Origin of the sequence: Streptomyces sp. TRM68416 (assembly GCF_014596915.1) — a bacterium.
Classification (GTDB): Bacteria; Actinomycetota; Actinomycetes; order Streptomycetales; family Streptomycetaceae; genus Streptomyces.
The window spans coordinates 46,461-63,042 of the sequence record NZ_JACVWU010000026.1; the positions used below are offsets into that span (position 1 = coordinate 46,461).

The following is a 16,582-nucleotide window of genomic DNA, read 5'->3' on the forward strand; positions in this document are numbered from 1 at the left end:
CAAGGGATGCCCACACCCCCCCGCCCATGGAGCTGGGACCTGGACCAATGGTGTAGACCAGTACCGGGAGCTTGGACCAGACCAGGAAGCGTGTCAAGGGTGCTCGAACCGCCTCTGACCAGCCGTTATCCGACCTACATATGAAGGAACCTTTAAGTAAGAAGGCAGCGAAAACAGCCCCGGCGGAGTACTCTCCTCCACTAGACCACTTGACCTTTTGGACTAGACCAAAACAGGTGGTGACGGTATACAGAAGGGATCACGATGTGACCCGCATCCGGAGCCGGGAAGGCAGAGCATGAGCACCGACGTCAGCAGTGCGGAGAACGAGGGTGGGCCCACCGTCCGTACCGCGCGCGTGCCCAAGTACTACCGCTTGAAGAAGCACCTGCTGGACATGACGGAGACCCAGGCGCCGGGCACGCCGGTCCCGCCCGAACGGACGCTGGCGGCGGAGTTCGACACCTCGCGCACCACCGTGCGCCAGGCCCTCCAGGAACTGGTGGTCGAGGGCCGCCTGGAGCGCATCCAGGGCAAGGGCACCTTCGTCGCCAAGCCGAAGGTCTCGCAGGCGCTGCAACTCACCTCCTACACCGAGGACATGCGCGCCCAGGGCCTCGAACCCACCTCGCAGCTTCTGGACATCGGCTACATCACCGCCGACGACCGGCTCGCCGGCCTCCTCGACATCACCGCCGGCGGCCGGGTGCTGCGCATCGAGCGCCTGCGCATGGCCAACGGCGAGCCGATGGCGATCGAGACCACCCACCTGAGCGCCAAGCGCTTCCCGGCGCTGCGCCGCTCCCTCGTCAAGTACACCTCCCTGTACACGGCGTTGGCCGAGGGCTACGACGTCCACCTCGCCGAGGCCGAGGAGACCATCGAGACCTCGCTGGCCACTCCGCGCGAGGCCGGCCTGCTCGGCACCGACGTGGGCCTGCCCATGCTGATGCTCTCCCGACACTCGCTGGACCGGGACGGACAGCCGGTGGAATGGGTGCGCTCGGTGTACCGGGGGGACCGGTACAAGTTCGTGGCCCGCCTGAAGCGGCCGCAGGACTGAGCGGGTCGGAGTCGGGTTCTGTGAAGCCGGAGTCGGGGTTTGTGAAGGGCTGACACCCCGGGGTTTGCGAAGGGGATGAGACCGGGGACCGATATGCGGACGAGGGGTTCCGCTTCTGCGACGCCGTGACCTAGATTGCCTGCGCGTTACACAGGCGATCGGTGAGGGGACGGAGTCGCAGTGATGTCAGATGCCCCAGAGGCGCGCAGAGAGCCGGTGGTGACACCCGTGCGCGTCGTCATCGCCCTCTGCCTCGTCGCGCCCTTCGTGGCGATGCTGTGGGTGGGGTCGTACGCGAAGACCGACCCGGTCTTCATCGGCATGCCGTTCTTCTACTGGTACCAGATGGCCTGGGTGCCGATCTCCACCGCCCTGACGATGATCGCGTACAAGCTGTGGCAGCGTGACCAGCGCGCCCGCCGGGAAGGTGCGGGCCGGTGAACGACGGCGTGAACGGCGTCGCGCTCGCCGTCTTCATCTTATTCTTCGCGGCCGTCACGGTCATGGGCTTCCTGGCCGCGCGCTGGCGCAAGGCCGAGAACGAGCACAGTCTCGACGAATGGGGCCTGGGCGGGCGCTCGTTCGGCACCTGGGTCACCTGGTTCCTGCTCGGCGGCGACCTGTACACGGCGTACACCTTCGTGGCCGTCCCTGCGGCGATCTACGCGGCGGGCGCGGCCGGCTTCTTCGCGGTGCCGTACACGATCCTGGTGTACCCGCTCATCTTCACGTTCCTGCCCCGCCTGTGGTCGGTGTCCCACCGGCACGGCTATGTGACGACCTCGGACTTCGTGCGCGGCCGCTTCGGCTCCAAGGGCCTGTCGCTGGCCGTGGCGCTGACCGGCATCCTCGCGACCATGCCGTACATCGCGCTCCAACTCGTCGGCATCCAGGCGGTACTGGACGTGATGGGCGTCGGCGGCGGCGAGGACACCAACTGGTTCATCAAGGACCTGCCGCTGCTGATCGCCTTCGGTGTACTGGCCGCGTACACGTACTCCTCGGGGCTGCGGGCCCCGGCGCTGATCGCGTTCGTGAAGGACACCCTGATCTACCTCGTGATCGCGGTGGCGATCATCTACATCCCGATCAAGCTGGGCGGGTTCGACGAGATCTTCGCCAAGGCGGGCGAGAAGTACGAGGCCGCCGGGGCGGGCGGTCTCATTCCGCCCGAGGCGGGCCAATGGACGTACGCCACGCTGGCGTTGGGCTCCGCGCTGGCGCTGTTCATGTACCCGCACTCGATCACCGCGACGCTCTCCTCCAAGAGCCGTGAGGTGATCCGCCGCAACACCACGATCCTGCCGCTGTACTCGCTGATGCTCGGCCTGCTCGCGCTGCTCGGCTTCATGGCGATCGCGGCCGGAGTCAACGTCAAGAACGGGCAGTTGGCGATCCCGCAGCTGTTCGAGAACATGTTCCCGGCCTGGTTCGCGGGCGTGGCGTTCGCGGCAATCGGCATCGGCGCCCTGGTGCCGGCGGCGATCATGTCGATCGCGGCGGCGAACCTGTTCACCCGCAACATCTACAAGGACTTCCTCAAGCCCGACGCCACGGCCGCGCAGGAGACCAAGGTCTCCAAGCTGGTCTCGCTGCTGGTGAAGGTCGGCGCGCTGGCCTTCGTCCTCACCATGGACAAGACGGTCGCCATCAACTTCCAGCTGCTGGGCGGCATCTGGATCCTGCAGACCTTCCCGGCCCTGGTCGGCGGCCTGTTCACCCGCTGGTTCCACCGCTGGGCCCTGCTCGGCGGCTGGGCGGTCGGCATGATCTACGGCACAGTGGCCGCGTACGGAGTCGCCTCGCCCACGCAGAAGCACTTCGGCGGCTCCTCGAAGGAGATCCCCGGAATCGGCGAGATCGGCTACATCGGCCTGACGGCGTTCGTGCTGAACCTGGTGGTGACGGTGGGCCTGACCTTCGTCCTGAAGGCGATGAAGGCTCCGGAGGGCGTCGACGAGACGAAGCCGGAGGACTACACGGCGGACGCGGGGGACCCGGGGGTCAAGACGGAGTTGCCGGTGGGCACTCACTAGGCAGCCGCCCCACTCGTGACCGACGGGCCGCCGGAGGAATCCGGCGGCCCGTCCTCACGGCCGTCCGGCACACTCGGCCGCATGGACATCGTGATCCGGCAGGCAGAACCCACCGAATACGACACCCTCGGCACCCTCACGGCCGAGGCCTACCTGCACGACGGCCTCCTCACCTTCGGCGGGAGCGACCGGTACCTCGGCGAACTGAGGGACGTGGCCAAGCGGGCGGCCGCCGCGGACGTCCTGGTGGCCGCCGAGAACGACCGCGTCCTGGGCGGGGTCACCTTCGTCCCCGCCGGCGGCCCGATGGCCGACCTCGCACGCCCCGGAGAGGCCGAGATCCGCATGCTCGCCGTCGCCCGCACGGCCCGCGGCCGCGGCGCCGGAGAGGCGCTCGTACGCGCCTGCGTCGACCGCGCGAGAAACACCCCCGGCTGCACGGCCGTCATCCTGTCGACCCAGCCCGCCATGCACGCCGCCCATCGCATCTACGAACGGCTCGGCTTCGTCCGCGCCCCGGAACGGGACTGGAACCCGATCCCGGAGCACGGCGAGTTCACTCTCCTCACCTATCGGTTGACGCTCTGAAGCCGACGCGACACAACATCTGGGGGCGTCACCGCGCCCCGGCACAAGATGTATGCTCATGCTCGCTGTCGCCGCAGGGGAATCCGGTGCGAATCCGGAACTGTCCCGCAACGGTGTACTTGCGTGCTTCCGCACGCCTGTCCAGTCCGAGGACCTGCCGACAGCGTGCCCGGCCGTCCGGCCGGGTGCCCTGACGTCCGGGTCTCGTGGAATGGGCCGGTGGACGCGACGCCGTGTGCGCTCGTGAGCTGCCTCCTGCCCTCCGCAAGGCCCCCGTGCCGAGCGAGGGAGAGCCCCCACGTGACCATCGCGCCAGCCGATCCGGCTTCAGCCCTGGTGGAGACCGACAGTCCCGGTGCCGCGCTGCTGCGGACCCTGACCGAGCTGACCGCCGACCTGCCCGACGCCGACCCCGGCCGGGTCGCCGCCGCCGCGCTGCGTGGCCGGTCCGCCCGGGCCGACGTGTCGGAGCTGCGCGAGCTGGCCACCGAGACGGCCGCCGGGCTCATCTCCGAGGACCCCGCGTACAGCAGGCTGGCCGCCCGGCTCCTCACGATCTCCATCGCCGCCGAGGCCGCCTCGCAGGGCGTCACGTCCTTCACCGAGTCGGTCGCGGTCGGACACCGGGAAGGGCTCGTCGCCGACCGTACGGCCGAGTTCGTCCGTGTCCACGGCGACCGGCTGAACGCGCTGATCGACCCGGCCGGCGACGACCGCTTCGGCTACTTCGGCCTGCGCACCCTGCACAGCCGCTACCTCCTGCGGCACCCGATCACCCGGAAGGTCGTCGAGACGCCCCAGCACTTCATGCTGCGCGTCGCCTCGGGCCTGGCGGAGGACGACACCACCCGGTCCGTCGACGAAGTCGCCGCGCTCTACGGGCTCATGAGCCGCCTCGACTACCTCCCCTCCTCCCCCACGCTCTTCAACTCCGGCACCCGGCACCCCCAGATGTCGTCCTGCTACCTCCTCGACTCCCCGCTGGACGAGCTGGACTCCATCTACGACCGCTACCACCAGGTGGCCCGCCTCTCCAAGCACGCCGGCGGCATCGGTCTTTCGTACTCCCGCATCCGCAGCCGCGGTTCGCTGATCCGCGGCACCAACGGGCACTCCAACGGCATCGTCCCGTTCCTGAAGACCCTCGACGCCTCGGTCGCCGCCGTGAACCAGGGCGGCCGGCGCAAGGGTGCCGCCGCGGTGTACCTGGAGACCTGGCACTCCGACATCGAGGAGTTCCTGGAGCTGCGCGACAACACCGGCGAGGACGCCCGCCGTACGCACAACCTGAACCTCGCGCACTGGATCCCGGACGAGTTCATGCGCCGGGTCAACGCGGACGAGCAGTGGAGCCTGTTCTCCCCCGCCGACGTGCCCGAGCTGGTCGACCTGTGGGGCGCGGAGTTCGACGCGGCCTACCGGAAGGCCGAGGCCGACGGTCTCGCCAGGAAGACCATCCCGGCCCGCGACCTCTACGGCCGGATGATGCGCACCCTCGCGCAGACCGGCAACGGCTGGATGACCTTCAAGGACGCCGCCAACCGCACCGCCAACCAGACGGCCGAGCCGGGCCACGTGGTCCACTCCTCCAACCTCTGCACGGAGATCCTGGAGGTCACGGACGACGGGGAGACGGCGGTGTGCAACCTGGGGTCGGTGAACCTGGGGGCGTTCGTCGACCAGACGGCGGGCGACCTCGACTGGGAGCGCCTGGACGCCACCGTCCGTACGGCCGTCACCTTCCTCGACCGTGTCGTGGACATCAACTTCTACCCGACCGAGCAGGCGGGCCGCTCCAACGCCCGCTGGCGCCCGGTGGGCCTGGGCGCGATGGGCCTCCAGGACGTCTTCTTCAAGCTGCGCCTGCCCTTCGACTCCCCCGAGGCCAAGGCCCTGTCCACGCGGATCGCCGAGCGCATCATGCTCGCCGCGTACGAGGCCTCCGCCGACCTCGCCGAGCGCAACGGCCCGCTGCCGGCCTGGGAGAAGACCCGTACCGCCCGGGGTGTGCTGCACCCCGACCACTACGGCGTCGAGTTCACCTGGCCCGAGCGCTGGGCGGCCCTGCGGGAACGTATCGCCGCCGTCGGTATGCGCAACTCCCTGCTGCTCGCCATCGCGCCGACCGCCACGATCGCCTCGATCGCGGGCGTGTACGAGTGCATCGAGCCGCAGGTGTCCAACCTGTTCAAGCGCGAGACGCTGTCCGGCGAGTTCCTCCAGGTCAACTCCTACCTGGTGCAGGAGCTGAAGGAGCTGGGCGTGTGGGACGCGCGCACCCGTGAGGCGCTGCGCGAGTCCAACGGCTCGGTGCAGGACTTCGCCTGGATCCCGGCGGACGTGCGGGCCCTGTACCGCACGGCGTGGGAGATCCCGCAGCGCGGTCTGATCGACATGGCGGCGGCGCGCACCCCGTTCCTGGACCAGGCCCAGTCGCTCAACCTCTTCCTGGAGACGCCGACCATCGGCAAGCTCTCCTCGATGTACGCCTACGCCTGGAAGTCCGGGCTGAAGACGACGTACTACCTGCGCTCTCGCCCGGCGACCCGCATCGCCCGCGCCGCCCAGGCGACCGTCCCCGTCCAGCAGGCCGCCGACCCCGACGCGGTCGCCTGCTCCCTTGAGAACCCCGAGTCCTGCGAGGCCTGCCAGTAATGACCAGCGAAGCCAAGAACCTGCTCGACCCGGGCTTCGAGCTGACACTCCGCCCCATGCGCTACCCGGACTTCTACGAGCGCTACCGGGACGCCATCAAGAACACCTGGACCGTGGAGGAGGTCGACCTCCACTCGGACGTCGCCGACCTCGCCAAGCTCAGCCCGGCCGAGCAGCACCTCATCGGCCGTCTGGTGGCCTTCTTCGCGACGGGCGACTCGATCGTCGCGAACAACCTGGTGCTGACGCTGTACAAGCACATCAACTCCCCGGAGGCGCGCCTGTATCTGTCGCGCCAGCTGTTCGAGGAGGCCGTGCACGTCCAGTTCTACCTGACGCTGCTGGACACCTATCTGCCCGACCCGGAGGACAGGGCCGCCGCCTTCGACGCGGTGGAGAACATCCCCTCCATCCGTGAGAAGGCCGAGTTCTGCTTCAAGTGGATCAACGAGGTCGAGAAGCTGGACCGCCTGGAGACCCAGGCCGACCGCCGCCGCTTCCTGCTCAACCTGATCTGCTTCGCCGCCTGCATCGAGGGCCTGTTCTTCTACGGCGCCTTCGCCTACGTCTACTGGTTCCGCAGCCGAGGTCTGCTGCACGGCCTGGCCACCGGCACCAACTGGGTGTTCCGCGACGAGACGATGCACATGAGCTTCGCGTTCGACGTCGTGGACACCGTCCGCAAGGAGGAGCCGGAGCTCTTCGACGACCGGCTCCAGCAGCAGGTCACCGACATGCTCCGGGAGGCCGTGGAGGCCGAGCTGCAGTTCGCGCGCGACCTGTGCGGTGACGGCCTCCCGGGCATGAACACCGACTCGATGCGCCAGTACCTGGAGTGCGTCGCCGACCAGCGGCTGACCCGCCTCGGCTTCGCCCCGGTGTACGGCTCGGAGAACCCCTTCTCCTTCATGGAGCTCCAGGGCGTCCAGGAGCTGACCAACTTCTTCGAGCGCCGTCCGTCGGCGTACCAGGTCGCGGTGGAGGGCACCGTCGACCTGGACGAGGACTTCTAGGTCACCTTGAGCGGCACGGCTTCCCCGGCCGGCATGACCCTCGCGGTCGCTGTCGTGCCGGGGAGGGCACCCGTCGGTACGGGACGAGGGCCGCGGGCCGCCCGAGTCACCTCGGGACGGGCCGCAGCAGCAGGTTGTGCGGACGGAGCGTGATGCCCACCCGCGTGGTGTCGTTGGACCCGGACACCTGCTCGAAGCGGTACTTGGCCGCCACCGCCGCCGTGATGAGCGTGAGCTGTGCCATCGAGAAGTGGTCGCTCGGGCACTTGCGATTGCCGACGCTGAACGGGCTCATGGCGTATTTCGGCACCTCCTTGACCCGCTCCGGCAGCCAACGGTCCGGATCGAACTCAAGGTGGGCCGCATACGAACGCGCGTCGCGCTGGATCGCATACGGGCTGTACACGATGTCCGCCCCGGCCGGAATGCGATAGCCGCCCAGCTGGGTGTCGGTGACCGCCCGCCGCGTCAGAATCCATACGGCGGGACGCAATCGCATCGCCTCGACGACGACATTGTTGGTGTGCCTGAGCTTCCGGACGTCCTCGAATGCGACGGGCCGGCCACCGGTGACGGATTCGACCTCGGCGGCCACCTTGTCGGCGTGCTCCGGGTGTTCCGCGAGCACCTGCAGCAGCCACATGATCGTGGAGGCCACGGTTTCGCTTCCGGGGGTGAGTATCGCGACGACCTGGTCGTGGATCTCCTGTTCCCCGATGGGCTCGCCATTCTCGTCCTTTGCCTCCAGCAATGCCGTCAGCAAATCGTCCGGCTTTTGACCAGATGCCCGTCGCTCGGCGACGATCTCGTCGACGAGGAGATGCAAATCGGCCAGCGCCCGGTTGAATTTGCGGTTGGCCGGAAGGGGCAGCTTGTACAACGGCCCGGCCGGTATCACCATCCGTCGGTACATGCCGCGGAAGACGGTGGCGAGCGCGACGCACAGCCGCTCGGCCCGCTCGTCCATGAAGTCGCCGCGCAGCAGGCACCGCGCCGCGATCCGCACGGCCACCCGGAACGACTCCGAGGTGCAGTCGATCGTCTCCCCCGGCCGCCAGCGCACGGTCAGCGCGTGCGCCTCCTCCTCCATGATCGGCCCGTACGCGGGGATGGCGTCCAGCCGGAACGCGGGCTGGATGGTGCGCCGCTGACGCCGGTGGCGCGGGCCGTTCGCCGTGGCCACGCCCTCCTTGCCGAGCAGTCCCTCCAGGGACTCCCACAGCGGCCCGTCGATCTTGAAGTCGGTGCTCAGCGCCATCGCTCCGGTGAGGGCCGGGGTGGTGACCGCGTACACCGTCTTGGGGCCGAGCTTGAGCCGGACGACGTCGCCGTGCTCGCGCAGCTGGGCCATGAAGGCCAGCGGGTCGCGCACCAGCTTCCAGCCGTGGCCGAGGAGCGGGGCTCCGCCGCCCGCGAGGGCCGGTTCGCGCAGCTCCGAATCCGCATATATCTGCGCTTCGGGCTTCACAGACTCGACGGTCATTTCTCACCTGCCGCTTCGTTGTTGACGTACGGGGGCGTGGACCGGTCGTCCCAGCTGTCGACCATGTACCGGCCGGACTCGTGGTGGAACCAGTAGACCGTGCTGAACCAGTTCCGCATGTTGCAGACACAAGCCCGCACGGCGGCGCTCAGTTCTTTGCCCTTCAGTGTGCCGTCGGCGAGTTCGTCGGCAAGCGCCAAGGCCTCCCGCTCGGCCACCAGGAATTCGGATATGCATTCCTCGACGCGCCGCCTGACTTCCGTCACCGCCTCTTCAAGAGTCAGCCCCTCGTGTTTGATGAGGCTGATTCCGAGATTGTGTACCTCGTCGCCCGCGAGTTCCTTGGGAAGCGAACAGAGGTCGTTGTACCAGGCGGCGAATTCCTGGCTCAGCAGCGCAGCCCGCCGATATGCGGGATGTTTTCTCACCGTGTCCGGGAGTTCTTGTCCGGCGCTCGGCTCCAGCAGATCGGTCCAGATCCAGTGGGCGAAGGTGAGCCGGCGCAGCGCGAGATATTCCTCGACCGTGGGGACGACCCCGTTGGTGCGGTTGTGGAATTCCCGGTCGTACGCCTCGATCACCGTGTGGAAGTGCCGGGCGAAACGCGCGTTCCAGGTCGGCGACAGGAACGAGTACAGCCGCCCCACGCTGTCGGCGAGACCGGCGACCAGCGGGTCCTCGTGGTGCAGGTGGTCCTCGGGGGAGCCGAGCGCCGCGTGCAGCCGGAACCTCAGCCGCCGCCAGGCGTCCGGGCGGTGGTGCACGATGTCACGGTCGTGGCGGTCGTCCCAGACGAAGAACCACGCGCTGTAGTCCGCTATCGCCTGGAGGACCTCGTCGGGGGCGCCAATGTAGTACCCCGCCATGAGGTCGGTGTAGCACAAGCCATCGGCATATTCCGCCACCTTGTCCGCCGGCATGAGCCGTTTTTCCAGGAGCCAGGTACGGGTCTTCTCCTGAAGCCTGGGCCAATACGGGTGCAGTTGCCTGGGAAACGCTGCCTCGATCACCGGGAGGGAGAGCGATGGTGGGACCGCGACCGCCGTCGGCGTCGATGTGGTGCTGTGTGAGAAAGCGTGCACGAACAAACCCCTCTCAGCCGCCAGTTGCGCACACCTCTCCCGTTGTGCCGGGCGTGCGCCGTTGCGTATCCCCGCACTTCCCATTCAGCACTACAACTGACCGATCTGGGAACGGATTTGCTCCATTCACTACCCCACGATGCCGAGAATCTCCCCTTGTGTGACTGATTACGGATCACCAGAGGGGCACAGGGGATCGAACGTACGACGCACAGACGAACGGCGCCCGGTCAGGGAGGGGTCCCTGAACAGGCGCCGTGCGAAAGGGGACTTGTGGGGCCGGAGTCGACTTCAGTCGTTCGCGACCACGGGGTAGCGGGGTTCGTTCTCGGCCATCTGGCGCAGGGCGTCCTTGCGCTCCCGCTTGGAGAGCCGGTCGATGTAGAGGTAGCCGTACAGATGATCGGTCTCGTGCTGCAAACACCGCGCGAAGTAGCCGGTGCCCCGCACCTTGATCGGGTTGCCCTTCTCGTCCTGGCCGGTCACCTCGGCGTAGTCCGGCCGGGCCAGCGGCGCGTACGCGGTGGGCACGGACAGGCATCCCTCGTTGCTGTCGTCCAGCCGGCGCCGCTCGGCGGGCAGGTCCACGAGCTTGGGGTTGCAGACCACACCGACGTGCCGCTCGCCCTGGTCGTCCTGGCAGTCGTAGACGAAGACCTTCAGGTCGACGCCGATCTGGTTGGCGGCCAGGCCCACGCCCTCGGCGGTGCGCTGCGAGGCGAACATGTCCGCGACGAGCTGGTCCAGCTCCGCGCCGAACTCGGTGACGTCCTTGCACTCCTTGTGCAGCACCGGGTTCCCGACGACCGTGATCGGCCGCGAGGTGCCGCGCTCACGCCAGGCGTTCTCGCGCTCCTCGGTCTCCTCGGTGTCGATGACGAAACCCTCATCGTCCACGGGAAGCACGCCCGCGTGCTGCTGATCGGTGTCCTGCTGCGCCATGACCGACGTATGCCTTCCTGAAACCAAGTGAATTCTGCGAATACAGGGTAAGGGGGGAGGGCGCCCCAAAGGGGCGCGGGGAACTGCGCGACCAGCCACAACGAGCCCGCAGCCGGACAACGCCCTCAGCAGACCTCTTCCAAATCCCGCCAGTCCCGGGAATCAGGGCTGTCCGCGACCCACCCGTCCAACAACCCCCGCACCAGAGAAGCCGGCGCAGCCACCCCGCACTCCCGCTCCGGCACCCACAGCTGCCCGTCCGTCCGATGCCCCAGCGGCCCGGGATGCCCCGGCTCACTGTGGTCGTGCGGATCCAGGTGCTCCCCGTCGCCCTCGTCGGAGGGCATCCGGGACTCGGAGCACGTCCGGCACAGCAGCCGCACCGACGACGACCAGTCCTCCGCCGCGAACCCGGCGTCGGCCGCGAGCTGCTCCAGCGCGTCCCGGTCGGCCTCGGTCGCCGCCTCCAGCAGGACGACCCAGGTCGGCACCGGCGAGGGCGCCCAGAGCTCGATCTCGTCGAACACCGGGAACGCGTGCCCGGCGGTGGTGGTGCGCTCCCCGTGGGGCACACCGTCGTGCAGGACGACCTCGCCCCAGCGCCGCCCGGAGGACGGCAGCGGAATCGACAGCACCTCCATCCGGGCGGGGTCCAGCCTGCGCCCCCACACCACCTCGGCCTCGCCCTCCGGGGAGAGCCGTACGGCGGCGCTGCCGAGTTCCATGCCCACGGGCTCACCGGCGTCGGCGGCCCCGCCCGGCACCCGCAGCCCGTAGGCCTGCCAGGCACGGCGGGCGAGCGGCCAGTCCTGCAGGGCGGTGGCCGCGATGCCGACGTTCCACCAGTCGGGGGCCCCGGTCTCCCGGTCGAGCAGCGCCACGGCCCTCAGCCCCGCCGCGCGGGCCTGCTCCCAGTCGTGCCGGAACTTGTGCAGCAGCGCGAGGTTGAACCAGGACTCGGACAGCCAGGGTTCCAGGTCGGCGGCGCGTGTCAGCAGCGCGCCCGCGTCGTCGTACCGACCGTCGCCGATCAACGTGAACGCGCGGTCGGTGGCCTGCCGCCAGGAGGCGGAGGGCCGGTGCCGTCCCTTGCCGAAGATCCTCACGATTCCCGCCTGCCAGTTCCGTCGAGTGGGCCGGCTGTGCCCCCGGACAGCCTCTCGGAGACCCTCTCCCTTCGCATCCAACCACGTACCGCTGGAGGGGCGCTCATTACCCATGGGTTACCCCACCGGCCCCAAGGTCAGACCGTCTCTTGACAGCACCCTGGCCAGCGCCGCCACGACCTCGGGCGCGTAGTCCCCGGCCGTGCCCAGCCGCAGCGCCTCCAGGGCCGTCAGCGGCCCGCCGGGCCCGGCGCCCTGCGCCTTCTCCTCGTAGGCGTTGACGGCTCGTACGATCCGCGCGGCGACCGGCTGCTCCGGGCAGGGGTCGGCCTGGCGCTCCACGACCACGGCGACCGAGCCGTCGACACCGGTGCTGCGTACCACGGCACCGCCGAGCAGGGCGATCCTGCGCTGTTCGGCGGCGGGCAGGTCGGCGGTGGCCCCGGCGGGGACGGGGTCGACGAGGCTCAGCTGGCCGATGTCGTGCATCAGGGCCGCGTACTCCAGGACGGTGAGTTCGGCCTCGGACAGCCCCAGGTCCCGTCCGACGGCCACGCTGAGCGCGGCGACCCGCCGGGCGTGCCCGGCCGGGGTGTACCCGGCGACCTCGGTGGCCCGGGCGAGTGAGGCGATGGTCTGCCGGTAGGTGGCGCGGACGGCGGCGTACCGGCGGAAGGAGAGCTGGGCGAGCAGCAGGGGCAGGCAGAACACGGGCAGCGCCCACAGCCCCACGACGGCCACCGCGAGCGCCATGACCGCGCCGGTCGCGCAGACGGCCGAGCCGATGCCGAGCAGGGCCCGCAGCTCGTCCCGGAGCAGCGGACCGAACGGCCATCCGGTCCGGGAGTGCGCGAGCGCGGCGGCCAGGACGGCGTCGCACAGGGCGGTGAGGGAGAGCAGCGCGAGCAGCAGCAGCGCGTAGGCGGGGCCGATCCACCCGTCGAACAGGCCCCGGTTGTACAGGGGTTGGAAGCAGGCGGCGGCGAAGGCGACGGTGAGGATCCGCCGGGCCAGGTGGTCGGGCGCGGCGCCGCGGCCGCGCGCGATGTGCGGCACGGCGCCGAGGAGGGAGGCGAGGAGCACGACGGTGACGACCTGGAGGACGCCGTGGTACGTGGGGTCTCCCGCGTTCTCCCCGAGCAGGGCGTACGACAGGGCCCCGGCGGCGGCGAGCGGTGCGGCCTCGCGGACGTGGGCGCCGGTTCCCCGGGTCAGCTCGCCGATGGTGATCAGCACGCCGAAGGCCAGGGCGACGGGCCGCTCCTCCAGGCCCTGCCAGAGGGTGTGCGGGAGGGCGGCGGCGGCGAGGAGGGCGGCCGAGCCGTGGACGAGGGCGCGGATCCACCGGGAGGGCGTCACCGCTGTGCCTCGGGTACCGCCGCGCGGGGGCGCGGCGGGTGGGCTTCGTCGGCGGTGACGGCGGGGTGCCAACCGTGCTGTCCCAGCGCGCTGACCAGGGCTTCGACCATCCGTGGGTCGAACTGCGACCCGGCGCACCGCCGCAGCTCCTCCAGCGCCGCGGCCACCGGCCGGGCCCTGCGGTAGGACCGGGTGGACGTCATCGCGTCGAACGCGTCCGCCACGGCCACCACCCGGGCGGGCTCGGGGATCTGGCTGCCGACGAGCCCGTACGGGTATCCGCTGCCGTCCAGCCGCTCGTGGTGGTGCAGTACGGCGGTCCGGGCCTCGCCGAGGAAGGAGATGCCGCGGACCATCTCGTGCCCGTACTCGGGGTGCAGTTCGATGATCCGCCGCTCCTCGGGGGTCAGCGGCCCGTCCTTGCGCAGCAGCCGGGTGGGCACGCCGAGCTTGCCCACGTCGTGCAGGATCCCGGCGAACCGGAGCACCTCCACGCGGCCGTCGTCCATGCCCAGTTCGCGCGCGATCATCATCGAGGCCTGTCCGACCCGTTCGCTGTGTCCGCGGGTGTAGCCGTCCTTGATGTCGACGGCCTGGACGAGCGCCCGGATCGTCGCCTGATGGGCCGCCCGCTCCCGGTGGTACTGCGCGAACGCCCACCAGGAGACGCACATCGGCAGCAGCACGAGCAGCGCGGCGACGGGCCCGTAGGGGCTGCGCCAGAGCACGGCCATCATCAGTCCGGCCAGCCCGTGCACCGAGATCGGCGCCAGGGAGCGCAGGAACAGCCCCCGCCAGGCCCGGCGGGCCGGCACCTGTTCGGCCAGCGTGAGGATGCCGCCGTCGAGCAGGGTCAACGCCAGGCAGAACGCCACCACCGCACCACCGGCCGGCAGGAGGACGTAGGGGAAGTCGGAGGCGACGACGGCGTCCCGGCCGCCGAGCGCCCAGTGCACGCGGGCGGCCGCCCAGACGGCGAGCGAGAGCTGCGCGGCCCGCCAGATCCGCCGGGTCGGCGCGCCCGGGGAGAGCAGTGCCGCGGGCAGCGGTACGAGCGCGGCGGCGGGCGGCGGCAGCAGGAAGGCCCCGGCGAGCAGGACGGGGTGGAAGGTGCCGGCGAACCGCCGTCGTGCGAGCCGCTCGCAGCCCGCGTACAGCACGGCGAGGAGGACGAGGGCCCACCACGGTGTGCGCACGGACGGCAGCGGAAGCAGGCAGAGCAGGGCACCGAGGGCGACGCAGGCGACGTACGCACGCGCCCGCGCGGGAATCCCCTCCATGACGTCCCTCCCCTGGCCACACCCGTCCAGCGTCGGGAGCCTAGAGGGGCCAGGGGGGAGTGTGCGGGCCTATCACCCGCCGATTAGCACGTTCGAGTGACGACAGCCTGTTCAGGATTCCTGCGGCGTCGCGGTGATGTCGTGCTCGGGGACGGCCTGCCCGGAGCGGATCAGATCGAGCCGCCCCAGGACCTTGGAGCGCAGGTCGGACGGTACGTCGTCGTGACCGCAGCAGCGCTTCACGAGCTTCTTGACGGCCTCTTCGAGCCCGTACTTCTCCAGGCACGGCGAGCACTCCTGGAAGTGCTGCTTGAACTTGTCGCGGTCGACGTCCGGCATCTCACTGTCGAGGAACTCGTAGAGATGGTCCAGGACCTCACTGCAGTCCGTCTCGTGCGGCTCTCCGCAGCTCATGAGCCCGAGCCTTTCGCTTCGTTCGACTCCCCGGCGCCCGCCGGGACCAGCCCGCGCTCACGGGCGTAGTCCTCCAGCATGCCGCGCAGTTGACGGCGTCCCCGGTGCAGCCGGGACATCACCGTACCGATGGGTGTCCCCATGATGTCCGCGATCTCCTTGTACGCAAAGCCCTCTACGTCCGCGAGATAGACGGCGATGCGGAATTCCTCGGGGATCGCCTGGAGTGCTTCCTTCACGTCCGAGTCCGGCAGGTGGTCGAGCGCCTGCGACTCGGCGGAGCGCAGACCGGTCGACATGTGCGACTCGGCGCGCGCCAGCTGCCAGTCCTCGATCTCCTCGGCCGCGCTGCGCTGGGGTTCGCGCTGCTTCTTGCGGTACGAGTTGATGAACGTGTTGGTGAGGATCCGGTACAGCCAGGCCTTGAGGTTGGTGCCCTCACGGAACTGGTGGAAGGACGCGTACGCCTTGGCATACGTCTCCTGCACGAGGTCCTCGGCGTCGGCCGGGTTGCGCGTCATGCGCAGCGCGGCCGAATACATCTGGTCGAGGAATTCGAGCGCGTCCCGCTCGAAGCGCGCGCTGCGCTCCGCGGTGGTCTCCGTGCTCGTGCCCCGGCCCTCGGGCTGCTCCGCCTGGCCGTGTTCGGTCCCTGCGTCGGTACCGGGAACCGGACCCACCTCCTCAAGATTCCGGGCAGCACCGAAACCGATGCCACCAGATTCGGAGGATAGACGACTACCCGTCTGCGCCGCCCCTCGAATAGGCGCGGTCTTGGCCGCGTGCAGCACCGTCCAGTCCAGGTCAGTGCGGCTGCTGCGGCTCGGGCAGTAAGTCGAACCCATGCGGCGGACTTCCTCTCTGAGACGTGTGCGCTTCTGTCCGCCTCAACAGGGGGCCGCTGCGCAACATTCCCGGGTCTTTACCCGAGTGACCCGGTCCACTTCACGACCGCGTCCGTGACGATCCCCACGGCCTCCTCCTGGGTGAGGTCGGCCCGCTTCGGCACGGCGAAGCCATGATCGCCGCAGGGCACCTCGACCAGTTCGTACTCCCCGTCCGGGAATTCCTCGGGCTTTCCGAAGGGGTCGTTGCCGCCCTGCACGACCAGCGTGGGCACCCCGGAGCCGAGCAGCTCCTCGGCGCGGGACTTCTCCGGCCTGCCCGGCGGGTGGAGCGGGAAACTGAGGGCTACGACGGCGGCGGCGCCCAGCTCCACGGCCGTACGGCAGGCGACCCGGGCGCCCGCGCTGCGCCCGCCGGAGATCACCGGCAGGCCCGGCTTCGCCACCGCGGGCCAGATGCCCCGCCAGCCCACGTCCAGGGTCTTCGGCGCGGACGCCACCTTCTTGCCGGCCACCCGCCAGGGCTGCTCGACGAGGGCGACGCTCACGCCGTGCCCGGGCAGGACGTGGGCGAGGGCCTGGAGGTCGCGGGCGTCGATGCCGCCGCCGGCGCCATGGCTGACGGCGAGGACGAGGCGCGGCTTCTTCGCGCGGTGCCAGGTGACGCGGGCGTCGCCCGCGTCGGTGCTGATGATCTCGGTGATCTCTTGGGTCAC

15 protein-coding genes and 1 riboswitch are annotated in these 16,582 nt (G+C 69.8%); of the genes, 6 read left to right on the forward strand and 9 right to left on the reverse strand.

The genetic code is table 11. The annotated features are described in order from the left end of the window. Positions 1-298: 298 nt before the first annotated feature. The 6 genes from ICC28_RS32760 (at position 299) to ICC28_RS32785 (ending at position 7,355) form a co-directional block, all read left to right on the forward strand. A complete protein-coding gene (locus ICC28_RS32760) occupies positions 299-1,063 on the forward strand; it encodes a GntR family transcriptional regulator (RefSeq protein ID WP_188292418.1) in 765 nt (254 codons plus the stop codon). 183 nt (positions 1,064-1,246) lie between these two features. Continuing rightward, entirely contained in the window at positions 1,247-1,504 is a 258-nt protein-coding gene (locus tag ICC28_RS32765; protein WP_188292419.1) for a DUF3311 domain-containing protein, read from the forward strand. Beyond that, positions 1,501-3,099, forward strand: a complete 1,599-nt coding sequence (gene mctP, locus ICC28_RS32770) for a monocarboxylate uptake permease MctP (protein WP_188292420.1) — start codon at positions 1,501-1,503, stop codon at positions 3,097-3,099. The genes ICC28_RS32765 and mctP overlap by 4 nt, the downstream gene beginning before the upstream one ends. An 81-nt stretch (positions 3,100-3,180) precedes the next feature. Further along, positions 3,181-3,687, forward strand: a complete 507-nt coding sequence (locus tag ICC28_RS32775) for a GNAT family N-acetyltransferase (protein ID WP_188292421.1) — start codon at positions 3,181-3,183, stop codon at positions 3,685-3,687. Positions 3,688-3,764: 77 nt separating this feature from the next. After that, a riboswitch (cobalamin riboswitch) is annotated at positions 3,765-3,842 on the forward strand. 145 nt (positions 3,843-3,987) lie between these two features. Next, positions 3,988-6,342 (forward strand): ribonucleoside-diphosphate reductase subunit alpha, encoded by a 2,355-nt coding sequence (locus ICC28_RS32780; protein WP_188292422.1) that lies wholly within the window; start codon positions 3,988-3,990, stop codon positions 6,340-6,342. Continuing rightward, on the forward strand, positions 6,342-7,355 hold the full coding sequence (locus ICC28_RS32785) for a ribonucleotide-diphosphate reductase subunit beta (protein WP_188292423.1): 1,014 nt from the start codon (positions 6,342-6,344) through the stop codon (positions 7,353-7,355). Before ICC28_RS32780 ends, ICC28_RS32785 begins: the two co-directional genes overlap by 1 nt. Positions 7,356-7,461: 106 nt before the next feature. On the opposite strand, the gene ICC28_RS32790 is transcribed toward ICC28_RS32785, so the two are convergent. The 9 genes from ICC28_RS32790 to ICC28_RS32830 all read right to left on the reverse strand — a co-directional run bounded on the left by ICC28_RS32790 (position 7,462) and on the right by ICC28_RS32830 (position 16,582). Continuing rightward, a complete protein-coding gene (locus ICC28_RS32790; RefSeq protein ID WP_188292424.1) occupies positions 7,462-8,838 on the reverse strand; it encodes a cytochrome P450 in 1,377 nt (458 codons plus the stop codon). Further along, a complete protein-coding gene (gene cyc1 / locus ICC28_RS32795; protein ID WP_188292480.1) occupies positions 8,835-9,920 on the reverse strand; it encodes an epi-isozizaene synthase in 1,086 nt (361 codons plus the stop codon). Before cyc1 ends, ICC28_RS32790 begins: the two co-directional genes overlap by 4 nt. A 291-nt stretch (positions 9,921-10,211) precedes the next feature. Beyond that, a complete protein-coding gene (def, locus tag ICC28_RS32800; RefSeq protein ID WP_188292425.1) occupies positions 10,212-10,862 on the reverse strand; it encodes a peptide deformylase in 651 nt (216 codons plus the stop codon). A gap of 125 nt (positions 10,863-10,987) precedes the next feature. After that, entirely contained in the window at positions 10,988-11,968 is a 981-nt protein-coding gene (locus ICC28_RS32805) for a tetratricopeptide repeat protein (RefSeq protein WP_188292426.1), read from the reverse strand. Positions 11,969-12,085: 117 nt separating this feature from the next. Further along, complete coding sequence (locus tag ICC28_RS32810; protein WP_188292427.1) at positions 12,086-13,327, reverse strand: HD-GYP domain-containing protein; 1,242 nt, start codon at positions 13,325-13,327, stop codon at positions 12,086-12,088. Then, entirely contained in the window at positions 13,324-14,607 is a 1,284-nt protein-coding gene (locus ICC28_RS32815; protein ID WP_188292428.1) for an HD-GYP domain-containing protein, read from the reverse strand. Before ICC28_RS32815 ends, ICC28_RS32810 begins: the two co-directional genes overlap by 4 nt. Before the next feature lie 111 nt (positions 14,608-14,718). Beyond that, positions 14,719-15,021, reverse strand: a complete 303-nt coding sequence (gene rsrA, locus ICC28_RS32820; RefSeq protein ID WP_188292429.1) for a mycothiol system anti-sigma-R factor — start codon at positions 15,019-15,021, stop codon at positions 14,719-14,721. Then, on the reverse strand, positions 15,018-15,866 hold the full coding sequence (locus ICC28_RS32825; protein ID WP_223190143.1) for a sigma-70 family RNA polymerase sigma factor: 849 nt from the start codon (positions 15,864-15,866) through the stop codon (positions 15,018-15,020). Before ICC28_RS32825 ends, rsrA begins: the two co-directional genes overlap by 4 nt. A gap of 77 nt (positions 15,867-15,943) precedes the next feature. Then, complete coding sequence (locus ICC28_RS32830) at positions 15,944-16,582, reverse strand: alpha/beta family hydrolase (RefSeq protein ID WP_188292431.1); 639 nt, start codon at positions 16,580-16,582, stop codon at positions 15,944-15,946.

Excerpts from the sequence above, each read along its gene's own strand:
- ICC28_RS32775 (WP_188292421.1), top strand. The coding sequence starts at position 3,181 with ATGGACATCGTGATCCGGCAGGCAGAACCCACCGAATACGACACCCTC.
- ICC28_RS32760 (WP_188292418.1), top strand. The coding sequence starts at position 299 with ATGAGCACCGACGTCAGCAGTGCGGAGAACGAGGGTGGGCCCACCGTC.
- rsrA (WP_188292429.1), bottom strand. The coding sequence starts at position 15,021 with ATGAGCTGCGGAGAGCCGCACGAGACGGACTGCAGTGAGGTCCTGGAC.
- def (WP_188292425.1), bottom strand. The coding sequence starts at position 10,862 with ATGGCGCAGCAGGACACCGATCAGCAGCACGCGGGCGTGCTTCCCGTG.
- ICC28_RS32815 (WP_188292428.1), bottom strand. The coding sequence starts at position 14,607 with ATGGAGGGGATTCCCGCGCGGGCGCGTGCGTACGTCGCCTGCGTCGCC.
- ICC28_RS32790 (WP_188292424.1), bottom strand. The coding sequence starts at position 8,838 with ATGACCGTCGAGTCTGTGAAGCCCGAAGCGCAGATATATGCGGATTCG.
- ICC28_RS32765 (WP_188292419.1), top strand. The coding sequence starts at position 1,247 with ATGTCAGATGCCCCAGAGGCGCGCAGAGAGCCGGTGGTGACACCCGTG.
- ICC28_RS32825 (WP_223190143.1), bottom strand. The coding sequence starts at position 15,866 with ATGGGTTCGACTTACTGCCCGAGCCGCAGCAGCCGCACTGACCTGGAC.
- ICC28_RS32785 (WP_188292423.1), top strand. The coding sequence starts at position 6,342 with ATGACCAGCGAAGCCAAGAACCTGCTCGACCCGGGCTTCGAGCTGACA.